The 17,390-nt window shown below is 70.6% G+C and carries 14 protein-coding genes; 9 read left to right on the forward strand and 5 right to left on the reverse strand.

Going from position 1 to position 17,390, the window contains the following annotated elements:
• Positions 1-40 precede the first annotated feature (40 nt).
• The 4 genes from ACG01O_RS01455 (at position 41) to ACG01O_RS01470 (ending at position 7,569) form a co-directional block, all read left to right on the forward strand.
• Positions 41-2,464 carry a CehA/McbA family metallohydrolase gene (locus tag ACG01O_RS01455; RefSeq protein ID WP_394380478.1) on the forward strand — a complete coding sequence of 808 codons (2,424 nt, stop codon included), beginning with the start codon at positions 41-43 and terminating at the stop codon, positions 2,462-2,464.
• Positions 2,465-2,577: 113 nt separating this feature from the next.
• Entirely contained in the window at positions 2,578-3,972 is a 1,395-nt protein-coding gene (locus ACG01O_RS01460; protein WP_394380481.1) for a sodium:solute symporter, read from the forward strand.
• Between the two features lie 11 nt (positions 3,973-3,983).
• Positions 3,984-5,753: an ABC transporter ATP-binding protein gene (locus ACG01O_RS01465; protein WP_394382460.1), complete on the forward strand. Its 1,770-nt coding sequence runs from the start codon at positions 3,984-3,986 to the stop codon at positions 5,751-5,753.
• Positions 5,754-5,763: 10 nt separating this feature from the next.
• A complete protein-coding gene (locus ACG01O_RS01470; protein WP_394380484.1) occupies positions 5,764-7,569 on the forward strand; it encodes an ABC transporter ATP-binding protein in 1,806 nt (601 codons plus the stop codon).
• Here ACG01O_RS01470 and ubiG read toward each other — a convergent pair.
• The 3 genes from ubiG to ACG01O_RS01485 are packed head-to-tail and all read right to left on the reverse strand — an operon-like array spanning position 7,544 to position 9,247.
• A complete protein-coding gene (ubiG, locus tag ACG01O_RS01475; RefSeq protein WP_394380487.1) occupies positions 7,544-8,284 on the reverse strand; it encodes a bifunctional 2-polyprenyl-6-hydroxyphenol methylase/3-demethylubiquinol 3-O-methyltransferase UbiG in 741 nt (246 codons plus the stop codon). The two genes, ACG01O_RS01470 and ubiG, sit on opposite strands and share 26 nt — an antisense overlap.
• Complete coding sequence (locus tag ACG01O_RS01480) at positions 8,277-8,855, reverse strand: demethoxyubiquinone hydroxylase family protein (RefSeq protein ID WP_394380489.1); 579 nt, start codon at positions 8,853-8,855, stop codon at positions 8,277-8,279. The genes ubiG and ACG01O_RS01480 overlap by 8 nt, the downstream gene beginning before the upstream one ends.
• Positions 8,852-9,247 carry a thiol-disulfide oxidoreductase DCC family protein gene (locus tag ACG01O_RS01485; RefSeq protein WP_394380492.1) on the reverse strand — a complete coding sequence of 132 codons (396 nt, stop codon included), beginning with the start codon at positions 9,245-9,247 and terminating at the stop codon, positions 8,852-8,854. Before ACG01O_RS01485 ends, ACG01O_RS01480 begins: the two co-directional genes overlap by 4 nt.
• Before the next feature lie 109 nt (positions 9,248-9,356).
• On the opposite strand from ACG01O_RS01485, the gene ACG01O_RS01490 reads away from it, so the two are divergent.
• Positions 9,357-10,514, forward strand: coding sequence for an FAD-dependent monooxygenase (locus ACG01O_RS01490; RefSeq protein ID WP_394380494.1), 1,158 nt, complete (start codon positions 9,357-9,359; stop codon positions 10,512-10,514).
• Here ACG01O_RS01490 and ACG01O_RS01495 read toward each other — a convergent pair whose 3' ends face one another.
• Positions 10,515-11,795, reverse strand: a complete 1,281-nt coding sequence (locus ACG01O_RS01495; RefSeq protein WP_394380497.1) for a patatin-like phospholipase family protein — start codon at positions 11,793-11,795, stop codon at positions 10,515-10,517. It abuts the gene before it with no gap.
• A gap of 19 nt (positions 11,796-11,814) precedes the next feature.
• Positions 11,815-12,603: a phasin family protein gene (locus ACG01O_RS01500; RefSeq protein ID WP_394380500.1), complete on the reverse strand. Its 789-nt coding sequence runs from the start codon at positions 12,601-12,603 to the stop codon at positions 11,815-11,817.
• A gap of 201 nt (positions 12,604-12,804) precedes the next feature.
• Between ACG01O_RS01500 and ACG01O_RS01505 the strand changes: the two genes are divergently transcribed.
• Genes ACG01O_RS01505 through ACG01O_RS01520 form a run of 4 tightly spaced genes read left to right on the forward strand, consistent with a single transcriptional unit; the run spans position 12,805 to position 17,388 of the window.
• Entirely contained in the window at positions 12,805-14,799 is a 1,995-nt protein-coding gene (locus ACG01O_RS01505; RefSeq protein ID WP_394380503.1) for an SDR family oxidoreductase, read from the forward strand.
• A gap of 59 nt (positions 14,800-14,858) precedes the next feature.
• Complete coding sequence (locus tag ACG01O_RS01510; RefSeq protein WP_394380506.1) at positions 14,859-15,404, forward strand: GNAT family N-acetyltransferase; 546 nt, start codon at positions 14,859-14,861, stop codon at positions 15,402-15,404.
• A complete protein-coding gene (locus tag ACG01O_RS01515) occupies positions 15,401-16,633 on the forward strand; it encodes a saccharopine dehydrogenase family protein (RefSeq protein ID WP_394380509.1) in 1,233 nt (410 codons plus the stop codon). The genes ACG01O_RS01510 and ACG01O_RS01515 overlap by 4 nt, the downstream gene beginning before the upstream one ends.
• Positions 16,630-17,388, forward strand: a complete 759-nt coding sequence (locus ACG01O_RS01520) for a nitrilase-related carbon-nitrogen hydrolase (RefSeq protein ID WP_394380512.1) — start codon at positions 16,630-16,632, stop codon at positions 17,386-17,388. The genes ACG01O_RS01515 and ACG01O_RS01520 overlap by 4 nt, the downstream gene beginning before the upstream one ends.
• The last annotated feature ends 2 nt before the right edge of the window (positions 17,389-17,390 follow it).

Consider the following 17,390-nt stretch of genomic DNA (forward strand, 5'->3'; position numbering starts at 1 on the left):
CGCGCTTCTGTCCCGCCCGCCCTTCACCGACGAGGTTCTCATGAGCTCTCCCCGTTTCGCCCTGCGCGCCCTCACGGCGTGCCTGCTGCCGGCGCTGCTGGCCGCTTGCAATGGCAACGACACCCCCGTTGCCACCGTTCAGCCCACGGCCACCGACACGATGTCGCAGGCCGCGGCCGTGCATCCCAGCGTCAAGTACCCCGACCACCACGAGTTCGAGGCCGAACTGATGGTGCCCTTCACCAGCGACCTGCCCAGCGGCGCGCGTCGCTTTGGCGTGGTGCTGAGCTACCTCGGCGCGCCTGAGGGTGAACAGTTCGCCTACCGGCTCGAACTCGTGGCGCCGGACGGCCGCGTCGTGCAGCGCTATGCCGGCGTGGAGCTCTACAAGGGCGAGCCCGTTCGCCTGAACTTCGACTGGGCCGGGCGTGACGCCGGCGCGCTGGCCGATGGCCTGTACGAAGCCCGCCTGACCGCCACCGCGGCCGACGCCGACCCCAAGGCCAGCGGCAGTGCCGAGGCCCGCGCTGACGCGCTGCTCGCCGCCGGGGGCGACCACGCCCCGCACGAGGTGTCGTTCAAGTTCGCGCTGGGCAAGCCGCCCGCGGCCAAGATGCCGGCCTACCGCGCGATGGCCCTGGGCCAACAGCTCACGCAAGGCGAAGCCCCGCGCGCCAAGGCGATGGCAGCCTCCGCCATCGCCAGCTGGCCCTACACCGTGTACTTCGGTTCGCTGCACGGCCAGACGAACGATTCGGACGGCGGCGGCGACATCGCCAGCTGCAGCTCGTCCCAAGCCGCGCAAACCGGCAAGTACGGCCCGGACGCGGCCTTCCCCTACGCCAAGGCGCGCGGCCTGGACTTCTTCGCCAACACCGACCACAACCACTACTTCGACGGCAGCTCCGGCCTGGGCACCATCCCGGCGGCGACCGCGAAGTCGCGCTTCCTGGCGGGTGTGGCCACGGCCAACACCTACACCGCCAACAACCCGGGCTTCCTGGCCACCTACGGCATGGAGTGGGGCGTCATCAGCGGCGGCGGCCACCTGAACATCTTTGTCAGCAACGAGCTGTACTCGTGGGAGTACGACCCCAACAACGACCTGTACGGCCACCGCTTCATCGCCAAGAACGACTACGCGTCGCTCTACTCGGTGATGCGCGCGCAAGGCCAGGTCGGCCAGTTCAACCACCCGGACACCACCGGGCAGTTCATCATCAACGGCGTGGACTTCGGCTACACCGCCGACGGTGACGAAGTGATGGTGCTGGCGGAAATCTCCAACACCAGTGCGTTCTCCAACGTGGAGAACGAAAGCCAGCAGCCGGGCTCGGGCTATGAGTCGGCCTTCCGCAAGATCCTGGAGCGCGGCTTCCACGTGGCACCGGCCACCAACCAGGACAACCACTGCGCGAACTGGGGTGCCTCGTACACCAACCGCACGGCCGTGCTGATCCCGAACGGCACGCCGCTGACGCAAGCCAGCTTCATCGACGCGCTCAAGGCCCGCCGCGTGTTCGCCACGCACGACAAGAACTCGCAGCTGGTGTTCAGCGCCAACGGCGCCATCATGGGCTCGCGCATCAACAACAGCGGCGCGCTGAACCTGAACGTGGGCTTCGCCAACACGGCCGGCCGCACGGTGTCGGTGGTGGAAATCTGGGAAGGTGTGCCGGGTCGCAACGGCACCATGACCCTGCTGACCAACAACGCCACGCACAGCTTCACGCCGGCCGATGGCGCGCACGTGTACTACGCCAAGCTCACGCAAGACGACGGCAAGGTGCTGTGGTCGGCGCCCATCTGGGTGACGCAAGGCAGTGTGGCCCCGGGCGACACCACGCCGCCCACGGTCAGCGGCAGCGTCACCGGCACCAGCGGCACCATCACGCTGTTCGCGCAAGCCACCGACAACGTGGGCGTGACCAAGGTGGAGTTCTGGGTGGACGGCACGCTCAAGGGCACCGACACCACGGCCCCCTACAGCCTGGCGCTGGACTCCAAGCTGCTGTCCAACGGCGCCCACAGCCTGGTGGCCAAGGCGTTTGACGCGGCGGGCAACAGCACCTCGTCCACCGCGGTGAACTTCAACGTGAGCAACGCAGGCGCCGGCATGGCGGAGACCGAGTCCAACGGCACCATCGCCACGGCCAACGCCATCGGCACCGCCACCACCGTCACCGGCTTCATCAGCAGCGCGACCGACAAGGACTACTTCAAGGTCAACCTGGCCGCCGGCCAGCGCATCCGTGTCGACATGACCGGCCCGAGCGGTGTGGACTACGACCTGTACCTGGTCACGTCCACCGGCGCTGGCCTGGCCTCGTCGGAAGGCACGACCGCGTCCGAGTCGCTGACCTACACGAACGGCACCACCGCCCGCACGGTCTACATCAAGGTGCAGAGCTACAGCGGCTCCAGCACCACCAGCGGCTACACGCTGACGATCAGCTACCCCTGATCGGCCGCGCACGCGCCATCACCACCAGGGGCCTTCGGGCCCCTTTTTTTTCATGGGTGTGGAGCCCCTGACCGTGGGCCTGGGGCGGGTGGGCTCGGGCATGATGCCGCCCGATGTCTCCCGCCCTGTTGCTGACCGGCGTTCTTGCCTATTTCCTTCTCCTGCTCGGCCTGGCGCGTGGTGTGTCCCGCCGGGCCGGGGCCGATGCCTTCTACGTGGGCGGGCGCAGCAGCCCCTGGCCCATCGTCGCGTTCGGCATGGTGGGCACCTCGCTGTCAGGCGTCACCTTCATCAGCGTGCCGGGGTCGGTGGCGGCCAGCGGCTTCACCTACCTCCAGGTCACCGCCGGCTATGTGGCCGGCTATGTGGCCATCGCCTTCGTGCTACTGCCGCACTACCACCGGCTCGGCGTCACCTCCATTTATGAGCTGCTCGAAGCCCGCCTGGGCGACAGCGCACGGCGCTTGGGGGCGGCGTACTTCGTGCTGTCGCGCACCGTGGGCGCCACGGCCCGGCTGTACCTCGTGGTGCAGGTGCTGCACGCGCTGATCCTGGCGCCGCTGGGCGTGCCGTTTGCGGTGGGGGCGGCGGTGGTGCTGCTGATGATCCTGCTCTACACCGTGGACGGCGGCGTGAAAGCCCTGGTGTGGACCGACACGCTGCAAACCCTGGGCATGCTCACCGGCCTGGCGGTGTGCACTACGCTGCTGTGGCCGCCGGATGCGGTCGCGCAGCTGGACGCCGCGGGCCTGCTGCGGGTGTGGGTGAGTGATCCGCTGTCGCGCGACTTCTCGGTCAAGGCGCTGCTGGCGGGCGCGTTCATCACCATCGCCATGACCGGGCTGGACCAGGAAATGATGCAGAAGAGCCTGTCCGTGGCCCGCCTGCGCGATGCCCAGAAAAACCTGCTGCTGCTGGCCGGCCTGCTGGTGGGGGTGATCACGGCGTTCCTGCTGCTGGGCGGCGTGTTGACGCTGTACGCACAAGCGCACGGCGTGGCCGCGAAGGGCGACGCGCTCTTTCCCACCGTCGTCATGCAGCACCTGCCGGGCTGGGTGCAGGCCGTGTTTGTGCTGGCCCTGGTGTCGGCGCTGCTGCCCAGTGCCGACGGCGCGCTGACCGCGCTGACGGCCAGTACCTGCCTGGACCTGCTGCGCCTGCCGCCGCAGGACGCCCGCACCCGCCGCCGCGTGCACCTGGGCTTTGCGGTGCTGTTCCTCGCGCTGGTGCTGGGCTTCAAGGCGCTGGACAGTGCCAGCATGATCTTCGTCATCCTGAAGCTGGCCGGCTACACCTACGGCCCGCTGCTCGGGCTGTTCGCGTTCGCGCTGTTCACGCCGCGCCCGGTGTCGGGGCGGGCGTTGCTGGCGGTGTGCCTGGCGGCGCCCGCGCTGTGTGCGGTGCTGGACTTCGGCCAGCCGTGGGGCGGCTATCAGATCGGACTGGAGTTGCTGTTGTTGAACGGATGCCTGACCTGGAGCGGCCTGTGGCTGGCCCGCACGCGGTGAGCCTGGCCCGCATGCTCGGCGCCTTTGTGCGCGAGCACTGGCGGGCGTACGCCGGCGCGGGCGCCATGCTCAGCTGCATTGCGTTGATGACGGTGTGGATCCCGCGCCAGGTGGGCCGCGTGGTGGACGCGCTGGTGGCCGGCCAACTGCACGGTGCGGCGCTGCTGCAGCAACTGGCCGTGCTGGTGCTGGCGGGCCTGGCCATTTACCTGCTGCGCGTGGGCTGGCGGCTCACGCTGTTCAAGGCGGCGTACCAACTCGGCGCGCGGCTGCGAACGCAGCTGTTCCAGCGCCTGGCGCTGCAAGGCCCGGCGTGGTTTCAGGCGCAGCGCACCGGGGACCTGATGGCCCTGGCCACCAACGACATCGACACCGTGGAAATGGCAGCCGGCGAGGCCATGCTGGCCGGCTTCGACGGCACCCAAACCCTGCTGCTCGTGCTGGCCATGATGGTGCTGGCCATCGATTGGCGGCTGGGGCTGGCCGCGCTGCTGCCGTTCCCGGTGATGGCGTTGGCGTTCTGGTGGATCTCCAAGCACCTGCACACCGCGGCGCAAGACGCGCTGGGCGCCTTCAGCGGGCTGAACCAGCAGGTGCAGGAAAGCCTGGCCGGCGTGCGCACCGTGCGGGCGCTGGGCCTGGTGGCGCGCAGCGAGCAGCAGTTCGGCGAACTGGCCGGGCGCGCGGCGGAGGCGAGCTTCCGTTCCCAGCGTTGGGAGGCCGCGTACGAGCCCGCCGTGGGCATGACCTTGTCGTCGGCGTTCGCCATCGCGCTGGCGGTGGGCGGCTGGCTGGTGGCGCGGGGCGAGATCAGCATCGGCCAGCTGACCGCCTTCACCATGTACCTGGGGCAGCTGATCTGGCCCATGTTTGCTGCCGGCTGGGTGATGGCGCTGCTGGAGCGCGGCCGCGCGGCCTGGGCGCGGCTGGCGCCGGTGCTGGACGCCCCACTGACCCTGGCCGACGACGGCCGTGCCGCCCGCCCGGCCGACACCACGCTGCGGGCCGAGGGCCTGAGCTTCACCTACCCCGGTGCCACCGCGCACGCGCGCCCCGCGCTGGACGGCGTGGACCTGACGCTGGCGCCCGGCCAAACCTTGGGCATCGTGGGCGCCACCGGCGCGGGCAAGTCGACGCTGGTGCGCCTGCTGCTGCGCCAGGCCGAGCCGCAGGCCGGTCGGCTCACGCTGGGCGGGGTGCCGCTGCCCGAGTTGCCGCTGGCCACGCTGCGCGCCCACATCGCCTGGGTGCCGCAGGAGCCCTTCCTGTTCTCGGCCTCGGTGGCCGACAACATCGCGCTGGCCTGCCCCGGCGCCACGCCGCAAGCCATCGAGGCGGCCGCGCGGCTGGCGGCGGTGCATGATGACATCGCGCGCCTGCCGCAGGGCTATGCCACCGAGGTGGGCGAGCGCGGCGTGACGCTGTCCGGCGGCCAGCGCCAACGCGTGGCGATTGCGCGCGCCTTGCTCAGCCAGACCGCCGGCGGGGCGGCGCCGGCCTCGCAGCTGCTTGTGCTGGACGACGCCTTGTCGGCCGTGGACACCGGCACCGAGACGGCCATCCTGGCCCACCTGCGGGAGCTGCGTGCGGCGCAGCCCGAGCGCAGCGTGCTGGTGATCGCGCACCGGTTGTCGGCGGTGATGGACGCGGACGCCATCGTCGTGCTGCGCCAGGGGCGCGTTGTGGAGCGCGGCACCCATGCCGAGCTGTTGGCCCTGGGCGGCTGGTACGCCTCGCAGTGGCGCTACCAACAAATCGAAGCCAGCCTGGACGCCGCATGAAGGAGGCCGCATGAGCACCGAACGCCCCTGGCAAAGCGTGGGCCTGCTGCTGGACGCGGCCCGGCCCGAGCGGCGCCCCTTGCTGCAAGGCGCGCTGTGGCTGGTGGCCGCCGCGGGCCTGGAAGTGCTGGGCCCCATCCTCGGCAAGCGCTACATCGACCACCACCTGCTGCCCGGCCGCTACGACCTGGCCGAAATCGCCACGCTGCTGGCCACCATGCTGCTGGCCGGCTGGGCGGCGACGTGGATTCGCTACGCCCAGCTGTCGCGCATGGCGGGTGTGGCACGGCGCTCGGTGCTGCGCCTGCGCGAACGCGTCTACGCCCATGTGCTGGCCCTGCCTATGGCGTTTTTCGACCGGGCCATCACCGGGCAACTGGTCAGCCGCGTCACCAACGACACCGAGGCGGTGAACCAGCTCTACCGGCAGGTGCTGTACGTGATGCTGGACTCCAGCATCGTGGTGGCCGGCACGCTCACCGCCATGGCGTTTCTGGACTGGCGGCTGATGCTGATCGTGGCCACGCTGGTGCCGGCCATGGTGGGCATCATCCTGGGCTACCAGAAGCTCTCTGCCCCGGCCGTGGCCCGCACGCGCCAGCTGCGCAGCGACATCAACGCCCAGATGGCTGAAAGCATGGCCGGCATGGCCGTGCTGCAGGCCAGCAGCGCGGCGGGCCGGTTTGCGGCGCGGTTCGAGTCGACCAACGCCGAGCACCGGCTGTCGCGCATTGCCGAGCTGCGGGCCAACGCCTGGCTGCTGCGCCCGGCGCTGGACCTGATGAACGTGCTGCTGCTCGTCACGGTCATCTACAGCTTCGGGCGGCGCGAACTCGTCGGCCCGCTGGGCGCGATCGAGGTGGGCCTGCTGTATGCGTTTCTGAGCTACATCGCCCGCGTGGTGGAGCCGCTGATCCAGATCACCCTGCAGTTCGGCCAGTTGCAGCAGGCCATGGTGGCCGCGTCACGCGTGCGCAAGCTGCTGGAGGAAGACGACCACCGCAGCATGGATGCGATCAGGCAGGACGGCCAGCCCATCACGCAGGGGGGCCTGCGCATCCACGACCTGAGCTTCGGCTACGACCCCGCGCGGCCGGTGCTGCACCACATCGACGTGAGCATCCCGGCGGGCAGCCTCGTGGGCATCGTGGGCCACACCGGCAGCGGCAAAAGCACGCTGCTGTCGCTGCTGCTGCGCTTCTACAGCGCGCAGCAAGGGCGCATCGAGGTGGACGGCCAGCCCCTGCATGCGGTGCCGGATGCCGCGTTCCGCGACGCGGTGGGCCTGGTGCCGCAGGAGCCCTTCCTCATGTCGGCCAGCGTGCACGACAACATCGCCATGGGCCGCCCCGGCATCAGCGAGGCGCAGGTGCAGGCCGCCGCCCGCGCGGCACGGGCGCATGACTTCATCGAGGCCTTGCCGCAGGGCTACGCCACGCGGCTGGGCGAGGGCGGGGCGCGTGTGTCCACCGGGCAACGGCAGTTGATTGCCATGGCCCGGGCGCTGGCCGGTTCGCCGCGCATCCTGTTCCTGGACGAAGCCACCAGCAACATCGACAGCGCCACCGAGCGCCAGGTCAGCGAGGCGCTGGCCGCGCTGCACGGGCGCGTGACGGTGGTGGCCATTGCCCACCGCCTGTCCACCATCCGCGCCGCCGACCAGATCCTGGTGCTGAACCACGGCCGCCTGCAAGAGCAGGGCACGCACGAGAAGCTGATGGCGCTGGACGGCGGCCTGTACCGCCGGCTGGTGGAGTTGCAGACGCTGGAGGAGGCTGACTCGCAGGACCTCAGCCGGGCGCCGCAGGCCGGCTGAAGCTGGCGAGGTAGTTCACCGCGGTGCTGCGCGTCCAGTGCGCGCGGTGCAGCACTGGCAGGTAACGCATGCCCAGCCGTTGCACCGGCCGCAGGCCGGCATGGCGCGCGGCGGCTTCCAGTTCCTGCGGTGTGACGAACTGGCGCCACTGGTGTGTGCCCACCGGCAGCACCCGCAGCACGTACTCCGCCATCACGATGCCCAGCAGCCAGCTCTGCCAGGTGCGGTTCAGCGTGGAGGCCACCAGCAGGCCGCCCGGCGCCACGGCGGCCGCCACCTGGCTCATGAAGGTGGGCACGTGGTCCACGTGCTCCACCACCTCCAGCGCCAGCACCAGGTCGAACTGCTCACCGGGCTGCAAGGCCGTGCCAGGCTCGCCGTGGCGGTACGCCAGCCGGGCGGTCACGGCGGGGTTGGCCGCCGCGTGGCGCTGGGCCGCACCGATGTTGCCGGCGGACGCGTCCAGCCCCACCACGGTGGCGCCTTCGCGGGCCAGGGCCTCGCTCATCAGCCCGCCGCCGCAGCCCACATCCAGCACGCGCAAGCCCTCCAGCGGCCGACCCCAGTGCCGTTGGGCGGCGTCGATGACCCAGCGGCCGCGCAGGGCCTGCGTGACGTGCAGCGGGCGCATGGGCCCGTGGGCGTCCCACCAGGTGGCGCTCCATGCGTCGAACCGCGCGATCTCTTCCGGGCGGCTGGTGCGGGGGTCAGACATGGCGGGTCAGGCGCACGGCCCAAGCGCTGCCGTGGCGCACCAGGGCGCACCAGGCGCGCAGCAGGGGTGGCAATGGGACGGCCAAGGGGGCCAGGCGCGCCCGTGTGGCCTGCGCGGCCGCTTCGTCGCGGTGATGGGCTTCGTCCTGACGGCAGGCCTCCAGGGTGGTGCGCAAGGCGCCCAGGGGGCCGGTGGCGGGCAGGGCCTCGATTTGGTGGCGGTAGTGCTGCTCCACAAAGGTTTCCACCGCGGCCACGGTGGCATAGGCCGCGCGCGGCCCGGCCGCTGCGGGCAGCGCGCCGGTCAGCCAGCCGGCCACGCGCCACACCGGCAGCAGCCGGCTCCGTTCCGCGGCGGGCAGCCAGGAGTTCAGCGTGTCCAGGTGCGCCTGCTCGGTGGCCAGATGCCGCTGGGCAAAGGCGCGCAGCGCGGGGTCCCGGGTCACGGCCTGCATGCCGCGGTAGATCCACACCGCGCCGGTTTCGCCGGCCTGGTCGGTGCGCAGGGCCGCGTGCCAGGGGGCCAGCAGGTCGGGGGCCACCAAGGTGCCGGGGCGGGCCGCCGCGCTCATGCCGCTCGGCGCCACAGGCGACGCACGCGCAGGAAGGCGCTGTAGGCCGCATCCAGCACCGCCACCACGGCCGGGCGGTTCAGGCGGCGGGCCCAGGCCGCCAGGCGCGGGTGATCGGGCAGCGCGGCCCACATCGCCAGGAATGCGGCGGCGCCGTGCACCAGTTGTCCATCGGGCAGGCGCAGGTGCAGGCGGGCCAGCGCCTGCGGGCGGCTCAGCGCCGGGCCCAGGTCGCCCGGCGGGCAGGCCGCGGCGTCCACCCAGTTCAGCGCGTGCTCGCCGCTGCCTTGCCGGTAGTGCGCAATCTCGCGCCGGCACACCGGGCAGGCGCCATCGAAGTACACCGTGGGGCGAGGTCGCTCGGACGTGGACGTGACAGGGGGCAAAACCATACAGACATGGTGCCGTGAACCGCCTGCCGCAGGGCCGGTGAGGGCGTGCCGCGAGCAAGCCTGATGTGGGTCAAGGTGAGTTCAAGCGCCGCCGCCTAGGCTGCCGGCCATGATGGACATTGCTTTTCCGCAGGTGCTGATCAGCGGCGCCGGCCCGGTGGGCCTGGCGCTGGCGTGCGCCCTGCATGACCGAGGCTTCGCGGTGCGGGTGCTGGAACAGGCCGACGAAGGCGCGTTGCGCGCCCCGGCGGACGACGGCCGTGAAATTGCGCTGACGCACCGCTCGCGGCGGTTGCTGGAGGCGCTGGGCTTCTGGGGCGCGCTGCCTGACATCGCCCCCCTGCGCCGGGCCAGCGTGCGCTCCAGCGGCTCGCGCCAGGCGTTGCCCTTCGAGGCGCCAGGGCAAGACCTGGGCTGGCTGGTGTCCAACCGCCACCTGCGCGCGGCCGCCTGGGCGGGCGCCCAGGCCCGGGGGGTGCCGGTGTTGTGTGGTCGCCAGGTGGTGGCGTTCGAGCGTGACGCGGGCGAGGCCCGGCTGCGCACCGCCTGCGGCGAGGTGCACGCCGCCCCGCTGGTGGTGGCGGCCGACAGCCGGTTCTCGCCGCTGCGTCGGCTGGCGGGCTTGGGGGCGCGCCACCGTGATTTCGGGCGCAGTGCCTTGCTGGTGCCCCTGCGCCACGCGAAGGACCACGGCGGGCTGGCGCAGGAGTGTTTTCTGGAAGGCCACACCTTGGCGTTGCTGCCCATGAACGGCGGCCGCAGCTCGGCGGTGTGGACGGTGGCCAACGCGGCCCTGCCGCGCCTGCAGGCGCTGGACGATGCCGTGCTGGCAGCTGAGATCGAGCAGGCCGCGGGCGGCACGCTGGGCGCGATGCGCGTGGACGGCGCGCGTCACGTGTACCCACTCGTGGCGGTGTGGGCCGAGCGCTTCTGCGCGCCGCGCCTGGCGCTGGCGGGCGACGCGGCAGCGGGCATGCACCCGGTCACGGCGCACGGCTACAACCTGGGGCTCTACGGGGTGGAGGCGCTCTCAAGGCGCCTCACGCCGGGGGGCGACACCGGCGCCCTGGGCCCGCTGCTGGCCTATGAGGCCGAGCACCGCCGCGCTGCCGGGCCGATGTATGCGGGCACGAACGCCCTGGTGCGCTTGTTCACGGATGACCGCGCACCGGTGCTGGCCTTGCGCCGGGCGGTCATCGACCTCGCCCGGCATGTGCCGCCGCTGCGGGCGGCGATCACGCGCAAGCTGGTGGACGCGGCGGCCTGATCAGCGCCGGCGGCGGCGCTCCAGCACGTTGAGGCTGCGGCGCAGCGTGCGCAAGGCGGAATCGGTGCGCGTCTCGCCCGGCACCGGCAGCAGGCGTGCCTCGGTGTCGGCCAGCAGGTCGTCACGCAGCGTCAACCCGACGCGGGCCAGTTGCGGCCGCAGTGCGTCAGCGCGCCGGCGCAGCAGGGCGCGTGTGGCCTGGTACGCGTGTTCGGCCAGGTGGCGGCGCTGCCGGTAGCTGAAGGTGTTGGCCATGAAGAACTCGGCATCGTGCGGATCGGGCTCGAAGAGCACGATGTCGGTCTGCGGATGCGTCAGCTCGTAGCCCTTGAGCCCCAGCGCCAGGCGCGAGTGGATGAGCGAGCGGAAGGTCTGCGACAGCACCAGCGGCAGGCCACCGTCCACCAATCGAGGGATGCCCGGCTGCAGCCAGCGCCCGCCCGGGCGGCCCAGCTTGCGGGCCAGCTCGCGCGCCCGGCGGGAGCGGTCTTCACGGGCCGAGGAATGTCGGTCGCTGGCGTAGGGCACCAGCGGGTTCAGGCAGATCAGCAGGTCCAGCCCGCGGTCCAGCAGCACCGAGGCGTGCAGCGTCTTCTTCAGCGCGCCGTCCACGAAGTGGTGGCCCTCGATCTCGACCGGCGGGAACAGCCCTGGCAGGGCGGCGCTGGCCTGCACGGCGCGCGAGATGGGCACGTGCTCCCAGCCCGGCGCGCCGAAGGGCACGGCCTCGCCGCTGTCCAGGTCGGTGGCCACCAGCACCAGCGGGCGGCGCAGCTTGCGGAAGTCGTTGGTGCGGCCGGGCACCGCGAACACGCGCTGCAGGGCGTCGCCGAAGCGTTCACTGGACAGCAGCCCGGTAGGCAGAACCCGGCCCAGGCGCTCGATGGCGCCCAGCAACGAGCGCCCCTCGAACAGCACCTCGCGCGCGGCGTGGGCCAGCAATGCCGGCAGCTGGCGCAGGCGCTGGCCGAACTCGCCCCAGGCCGGCTCCAGCAGGTCGGCGGGGTCGAACCGGTCGGGCGGCTCGGCCGTGTTTTCAATGAAGGCCGCGCACAACTCGCGCGGCGTCATGCCATTGGCCAGGGCGGCGGCGATGAAGCCCCCGGCGCTCACGCCGATGTAGCCATCGCAGGCGGTGCAGTCCAGGCCTTCGATGGCCTCCTCTAAAGCGCAAAGGGCGCCAACTTCGTAGATGGCGCCCAGTGGGCCTCCGCCGGCGAGGGCCAGCCCGATGCGGGGCTGGCCGTGGGAGGGGCTCGACGAGCCCTCAGCCTGGCGCATGGATGGCCGGCGTCAGCCGTCAGGCCTGAGCCGTCGGCTCGGCCTTGACCTCGGCGGCGGGCGCCGGGGCGGCGGCGGCCTTAACGGCCACCTTCTTGGCCGGAGCGGCCTTCTTCACCGGGGCCTTGGCCGGCGCCTTGACCACGGCCTTCACCGGAGCGGCTTTCTTGGCGGGCGTGGCGGCGGCCTTCTTGGCCGGCGTGGCTGCAGCCTTCTTGGCCACGGGCGCGGCCTTCTTGGCGGGCGTGGCTGCGGGCTTGGCGGCGGGCGCAGCCTTCTTGGCGGCCGGAGCCTTCTTGGCCACGGCCTTCACCGGGGCGGCCTTCTTGGCCGGGGCCTTCTTCGCGGCGGCCTTGACCGGGGCTGCCTTCTTCAGGCCGGCCGACACGGCCAGCGCGTCGATGCGCTTGATCAGGCTTTCCACGTCGCCGGCCGAGGGCACGCCCAGGCTCTTGAGCGCCTTGGCCACGCGCTGTTCGAAGATGGATTCGAGCTTGTCCCAGTGCTGGCCGGCCTTGGAGCCGACGTCACCCGCCATGCCGGTGACCTTGCTGGCCACGGCGCTGAGCTTCTCTTCCGCAGCGGATTGGGTCTTCTTCTGCAATTTCAGTCCTTCCGAGACGAGGGCCTCGAAGACCTTGGACCCTTCGCCCTGGGCCTTGGCGAAGGAGGCGAGACCGGCGGCCCAGATGTGCTGGGCGCTGTCCTTGACGTTCTGTGCCATCGCGTTGTCGAGCAGGCCCTTGGGCAAGCCGGTGGCTGCGTCGGCCTTCTTCTTGTCAGCCATCTTCTGGAGCTTCTTGACCATGTCGGTGTCCTTGCGAGTTTGCGTATTGCCACACGCACTGTAGCGGCCAGACCCCGCATCAACACGGCGATTCCTAGTGAGTGCGCTCTACGATGCAGGGGTGGCTTTTCCTCGGGAAAGCGCGCACCGGCGCTGCCCAGGCGCTGGTGAAGAATCAGGCTGGACACGGTCCTTTCACACTTCCAAAGCAGGAGACCTCGCATGCAGTATTTCGTCACCGGCGCCACAGGCTTCATCGGCAAACGGCTCGTCAAGAAGCTGCTGGCGCGTCGCGGCAGCACGGTCTATTTCCTGATGCGCGAGGAAAGCGCCGGCAAGCTGCCGGACTTGCTGGCCTACTGGGGCGTCAGCAAAACGCGCGCGATTCCCGTCTACGGTGACCTGACCAGCAAGAAGCTGGGCGTGGCGGCCGACGTCATCAAGAGCCTCAAGGGCCAGATCGACCATCTGTACCACCTCGCTGCGGTGTACGACCTGAGCGCCGATGAAGAGGCGCAGACGGCCGTGAACATCGAGGGCACGCGCAGCATGGTGGAGTTCGCCCAGGCGATCGACGCGGGCCATGTGCACCACGTGTCGTCCATCGCGGCCGCGGGCCTGTACGAGGGCGTGTTCCGTGAGGACATGTTCGAGGAAGCCGAGAACCTCGACCACCCGTACTTCATGACCAAGCACGAGAGCGAGAAGCTCGTGCGCAAGGAATGCAAGCGCCCGTGGACGGTGTACCGCCCGGCCATGGTGGTGGGCGACTCCACCACCGGCGAGATGGACAAGATCGACGGGCCTTACTACTTCTTCAAGCTGATCCAGCGCCTGCGCCAGATCCTGCCGCCGTGGATGCCCAGCGTGGGCCTGGAGGGCGGCCGCATCAACATCGTGCCGGTGGACTTCGTCGTCAACGCGCTGGACCACATCTCGCACAAGGTCACCAAGGGCCAGGGCTGCTACCACCTCGTGGACCCGAAGGGCTACCGCGTGGGCGACGTGCTGGACATCTTCAGCAAGGCCGCGCATGCGCCCAAGATGAACCTCTTCATCAACGCTGCGTTGATGGGTTTCATCCCCAAGAGCGTGAAGAAGGGCCTGATGGCGCTGGCGCCGGTGCGCCGCATCCGCAATGCGGTGATGAAGGACCTCGGGCTGCCCGAGGACTTGTTCACCTTCATCAACTACCCCACGCGCTTCGACTGCCGTGACACCGAGGCGGCGCTCAAGGGCTCGGGCATCGCCTGCCCCGACCTGAACGATTACGCCTGGCGCCTGTGGGACTACTGGGAACGCCACCTCGACCCGGACCTCTTCATCGACCGCTCCCTCAAGGGTGCCACCGCCGGCAAGGTGGTGCTGGTGACGGGTGGCTCGTCCGGCATCGGCCTGGCCGCGGCGATCAAGTTCGCCGAAGCCGGCGCCATCACGCTGATCTGCGCGCGAGACCAGGTCAAGCTCGACGAAGCCGTGGCCGAGATCAAGGACAAGGCGGGCAAGAACGCGCAGATCCACGCCTTCGCCTGTGACATCGCAGACGAAGCCGGTTGCGCCTCGCTGATCGAGTGGTGCACGACGAACTTTGGCGGCGTGGACTTCCTCATCAACAACGCCGGCCGCTCCATCCGCCGCGCCATCGAGAGCAGCTACGACCGCTTCCACGACTTCCAGCGCACCATGGACCTGAACTACTTCGGGTGCCTGCGCGTGACCATGGGCCTGCTGCCCGGCATGGTGGCCAAGAAGAAGGGCCACGTGGTCAACATCAGCTCCATCGGTGTGCTGACGAACGCGCCGCGCTTCAGCGCCTACGTGGCCTCCAAGGCCGCGCTCGACGCCTGGACGCGCTGCGCCTCGAGTGAGTTCGCCGACACCGGCATCACCTTCACCACCATCAACATGCCGCTGGTGCGCACGCCGATGATTGCGCCCACCAAGATCTACAACAACGTGCCCACGTTGTCGCCGGAAGAGGCAGGCGACATGATTGCGCAGGCCTGCATCAGCAAGCCGGTGCGCATCGCCACGCGCCTGGGCATGACGGGGCAGATCCTGCACGCCGTGGCGCCGCGCATCGCGCAGATCGTGATGAACACCACCTTCCGCATGTTCCCGGACAGCGACGCGGCTAAGGGGGAAAAGGGCAGCAAGGGCGGCCTGTCGCCCGAGGCCATCGCGCTGCAGCAGATGATGCGCGGCATCCACTTCTGACCCAGCAAGCACCGCACCGGCCCGGCTTCGCGCCGGGCTTTTTTTTGCAAAGGACGCCCATGATTCGAGGACAACGCGTCGGCCTGCGCCACGTGACCGAGGCCGACCTGCCGTGGCTCAAGCGCACCGCCAGTGACCCGCAGGTGCGCGGCCCCTTCATGGGCTCGCGCATGATGCCGCCGCACACGCTGGAACAGCGTTGGCACGACAACGGCTTTTCCAGCGACGACGCCGAGCGGCTGCTGGTGTGTCACCTGTCGGACGGGGCCGTCATCGGTGACGTGATCCACTTCTCGGTGGCCCGCTACACCACGGCCCGCGAGATCGGCTGGACGATGGCCGATCTGGCCTTGCGCGGCCAGGGCCTGGCCACGGAAGCGGCGTCGCTGCTGGTGGACTACCTGTTCGAGAACTGGCCGATCAACCGGCTGCAGTGCGGCATGTCGGTGCACAACCATGCGTCGCGCCGCGTGGCCGAGAAGACCGGGTTCCGGCACGAAGGCATCCAGCGCGGCATGGTGTTCGTGGCGGGTGAGTATGTGGACTGCCATGCCTTGTCGCTGTTGCGCAGCGACTGGCGGGCGATGAAAGGCAAGACAGCATGAACGACAGCACGCGAGAGTTCGACCTCATCGTGTTCGGCGCCACCGGCTTCACCGGCCGGCTGGTGGCGGAGTACCTGCACCGCAGTGGCGCCGACGGCGCTCGCTGGGCCATGGCCGGCCGCAACCTCGACAAGCTCGCCCAGGTGCGCGACGAGCTGCACCTGCCGCCGTCGGTGGCGCTGCTGAAGGCCGACGCGGGCGATGCCGCTTCGCTGCAGGCGCTGGTGGCCCGCACGCGCGTCGTCATCACCACGGTGGGCCCGTACCAGTTGCATGGCGAGCCGCTGGCCACCGCCTGCGCCGAGGGCGGCACGGACTATGTGGACCTCTGCGGCGAGCCGCTGTGGATGGCCCGCATGGTCGACAAGCTCACGCCGCTGGCGCAGAAGAGCGGCGCGCGCATCGTGTTCTCCTGCGGCTTTGACTCCATCCCGTTCGACCTGGGCGTGGTGTACCTGCAGGCCGAGGCACAGGCCCGCTTCGGCGCGCCTTTGCCCGAGGTGCGCGGCCGCGTGGCGCGGCTCAAGGGGGCGGCCTCGGGTGGCACGCTGGCCAGCATGATGGAAACCGTGGCTGCCGTGCGGCGCGAGCCCCAGCTCATCAAGGTGATGGCCAACCCGTTCGCGCTGACGCCGGGCTTCAAGGGCCCGCGTCAGCCGGCCGACCAGTGCGCTGACTTCGACGACTGGGCCGATGCCTGGACCGGCCCCTTCGTGATGGCCACCATCAACACCAAGAACGTGCACCGCAGCAACGCGCTGCGCGGCCACCCGTGGGGTGCGGATTTCGTCTACAGCGAGAAGATGCTGACCGGCAAACCGGGCCAGGGCGACAAGGGCCGCAAGAAGGCGCGGGCCTTGGCCCGCTTCACCAAGCTGCAGAACCTGCTGCTGGGCTTCGGCCCCACGCGGGCGTTTCTGCGCCGGTTTGTGCTGACGCAGCCGGGGGATGGCCCGAACGCCGCCGCGCGCGAGGCTGGGCACTACCAGGTGTGGTTCACCGGCCGCGCGGCAGGCGGGCAGAGCCTGCGCGCCATCGTCAAGGGCGACCGCGACCCGGGCTACGGCTCCACCTGCAAGCTCATCAGCGAAGCGGCGCTGTGCCTGTTGCGTGACGTGGACCGCAGCGCCACGGCGGGGGGCGTGTGGACGCCCGGCAGTGCCATGGGCCTGGCCCTGGTGCGGCGCCTGCACGCCCGCGCCGGGCTCACCTTCGAGATCGCGGCTTGACGGCGCAGCGCTGGGCCATTGCCCAGCCGCGCATGCACTGGACGCTGGCCGGCAACCTGGCCGAGGTGCTGGCCGCGCTGGAAGCCGCGGCGGCAGCCGGCGCCGAGGGTTGCGTGTGCACGGAGCTGGCGCTGACGGGCTTTCACCGCCGCCTGCCCGAACTGCTCGACGCAGCGGCATTGGCCGCTGCCGAGGCGCAGGTGTGCGCTGCCTGTGCCCGGCTCGGCATCGCGGCGGTCGTTGGCCTGCCCACGCTGGGCGAGGGCGGCGCGGTGTTCAACAGCCACGTGTACATCGATGCCTCGGGCCGCGAGGTCGCTCGCGTCCATAAGCGCGGGCTGACGGCCAGCGAGGCCAGCTTCTTCAGCCCGGGCGGTGCGCGGGGCTGGACGGTGCTGGGCGGGCTGCTGGCCACCTCGGTGCTGTGCCGCGAGATGTTGGATGTGGCCACCCTGCTGCCCGAGCTGACGGCCGTGCCTGCCGGCGGCGAGGGCTTGCCGCGTGTGGTGTTCTGGCCCAGCTACATCGGCGAGAGCGACGCCGAGCAGGCGGCGCTGTGCCGGGCCTACGTGCACGGAGCCGAGACGCTGGCGCGTCAACTGGGCGCCTGGGTGCTGCAAAGCAACTGGCCCGAAGGCCTGAACCTGCCGGGGCCCCAGGGTTTCGGCGGCAGTGTCGTCATCGCGCCCGACGGGCGCCGGGTGAAGACGCTGCCGCGCGATGGCGCTGCGCTGTCGGTGGTGGATCTGGCGTAGCC

Origin of the sequence: Pelomonas baiyunensis (assembly GCF_043555935.1) — a bacterium.
Lineage (GTDB): Bacteria > Pseudomonadota > Gammaproteobacteria > Burkholderiales > Burkholderiaceae_C > Pelomonas > Pelomonas baiyunensis.

Excerpts from the sequence above, each read along its gene's own strand:
- ACG01O_RS01455 (WP_394380478.1), top strand. The coding sequence starts at position 41 with ATGAGCTCTCCCCGTTTCGCCCTGCGCGCCCTCACGGCGTGCCTGCTG.
- ACG01O_RS01460 (WP_394380481.1), top strand. The coding sequence starts at position 2,578 with ATGTCTCCCGCCCTGTTGCTGACCGGCGTTCTTGCCTATTTCCTTCTC.
- ACG01O_RS01465 (WP_394382460.1), top strand. The coding sequence starts at position 3,984 with ATGCTCGGCGCCTTTGTGCGCGAGCACTGGCGGGCGTACGCCGGCGCG.
- ACG01O_RS01470 (WP_394380484.1), top strand. The coding sequence starts at position 5,764 with ATGAGCACCGAACGCCCCTGGCAAAGCGTGGGCCTGCTGCTGGACGCG.
- ubiG (WP_394380487.1), bottom strand. The coding sequence starts at position 8,284 with ATGTCTGACCCCCGCACCAGCCGCCCGGAAGAGATCGCGCGGTTCGAC.
- ACG01O_RS01480 (WP_394380489.1), bottom strand. The coding sequence starts at position 8,855 with ATGAGCGCGGCGGCCCGCCCCGGCACCTTGGTGGCCCCCGACCTGCTG.
- ACG01O_RS01485 (WP_394380492.1), bottom strand. The coding sequence starts at position 9,247 with ATGGTTTTGCCCCCTGTCACGTCCACGTCCGAGCGACCTCGCCCCACG.
- ACG01O_RS01490 (WP_394380494.1), top strand. The coding sequence starts at position 9,357 with ATGATGGACATTGCTTTTCCGCAGGTGCTGATCAGCGGCGCCGGCCCG.
- ACG01O_RS01495 (WP_394380497.1), bottom strand. The coding sequence starts at position 11,795 with ATGCGCCAGGCTGAGGGCTCGTCGAGCCCCTCCCACGGCCAGCCCCGC.
- ACG01O_RS01500 (WP_394380500.1), bottom strand. The coding sequence starts at position 12,603 with ATGGTCAAGAAGCTCCAGAAGATGGCTGACAAGAAGAAGGCCGACGCA.
- ACG01O_RS01505 (WP_394380503.1), top strand. The coding sequence starts at position 12,805 with ATGCAGTATTTCGTCACCGGCGCCACAGGCTTCATCGGCAAACGGCTC.
- ACG01O_RS01510 (WP_394380506.1), top strand. The coding sequence starts at position 14,859 with ATGATTCGAGGACAACGCGTCGGCCTGCGCCACGTGACCGAGGCCGAC.
- ACG01O_RS01515 (WP_394380509.1), top strand. The coding sequence starts at position 15,401 with ATGAACGACAGCACGCGAGAGTTCGACCTCATCGTGTTCGGCGCCACC.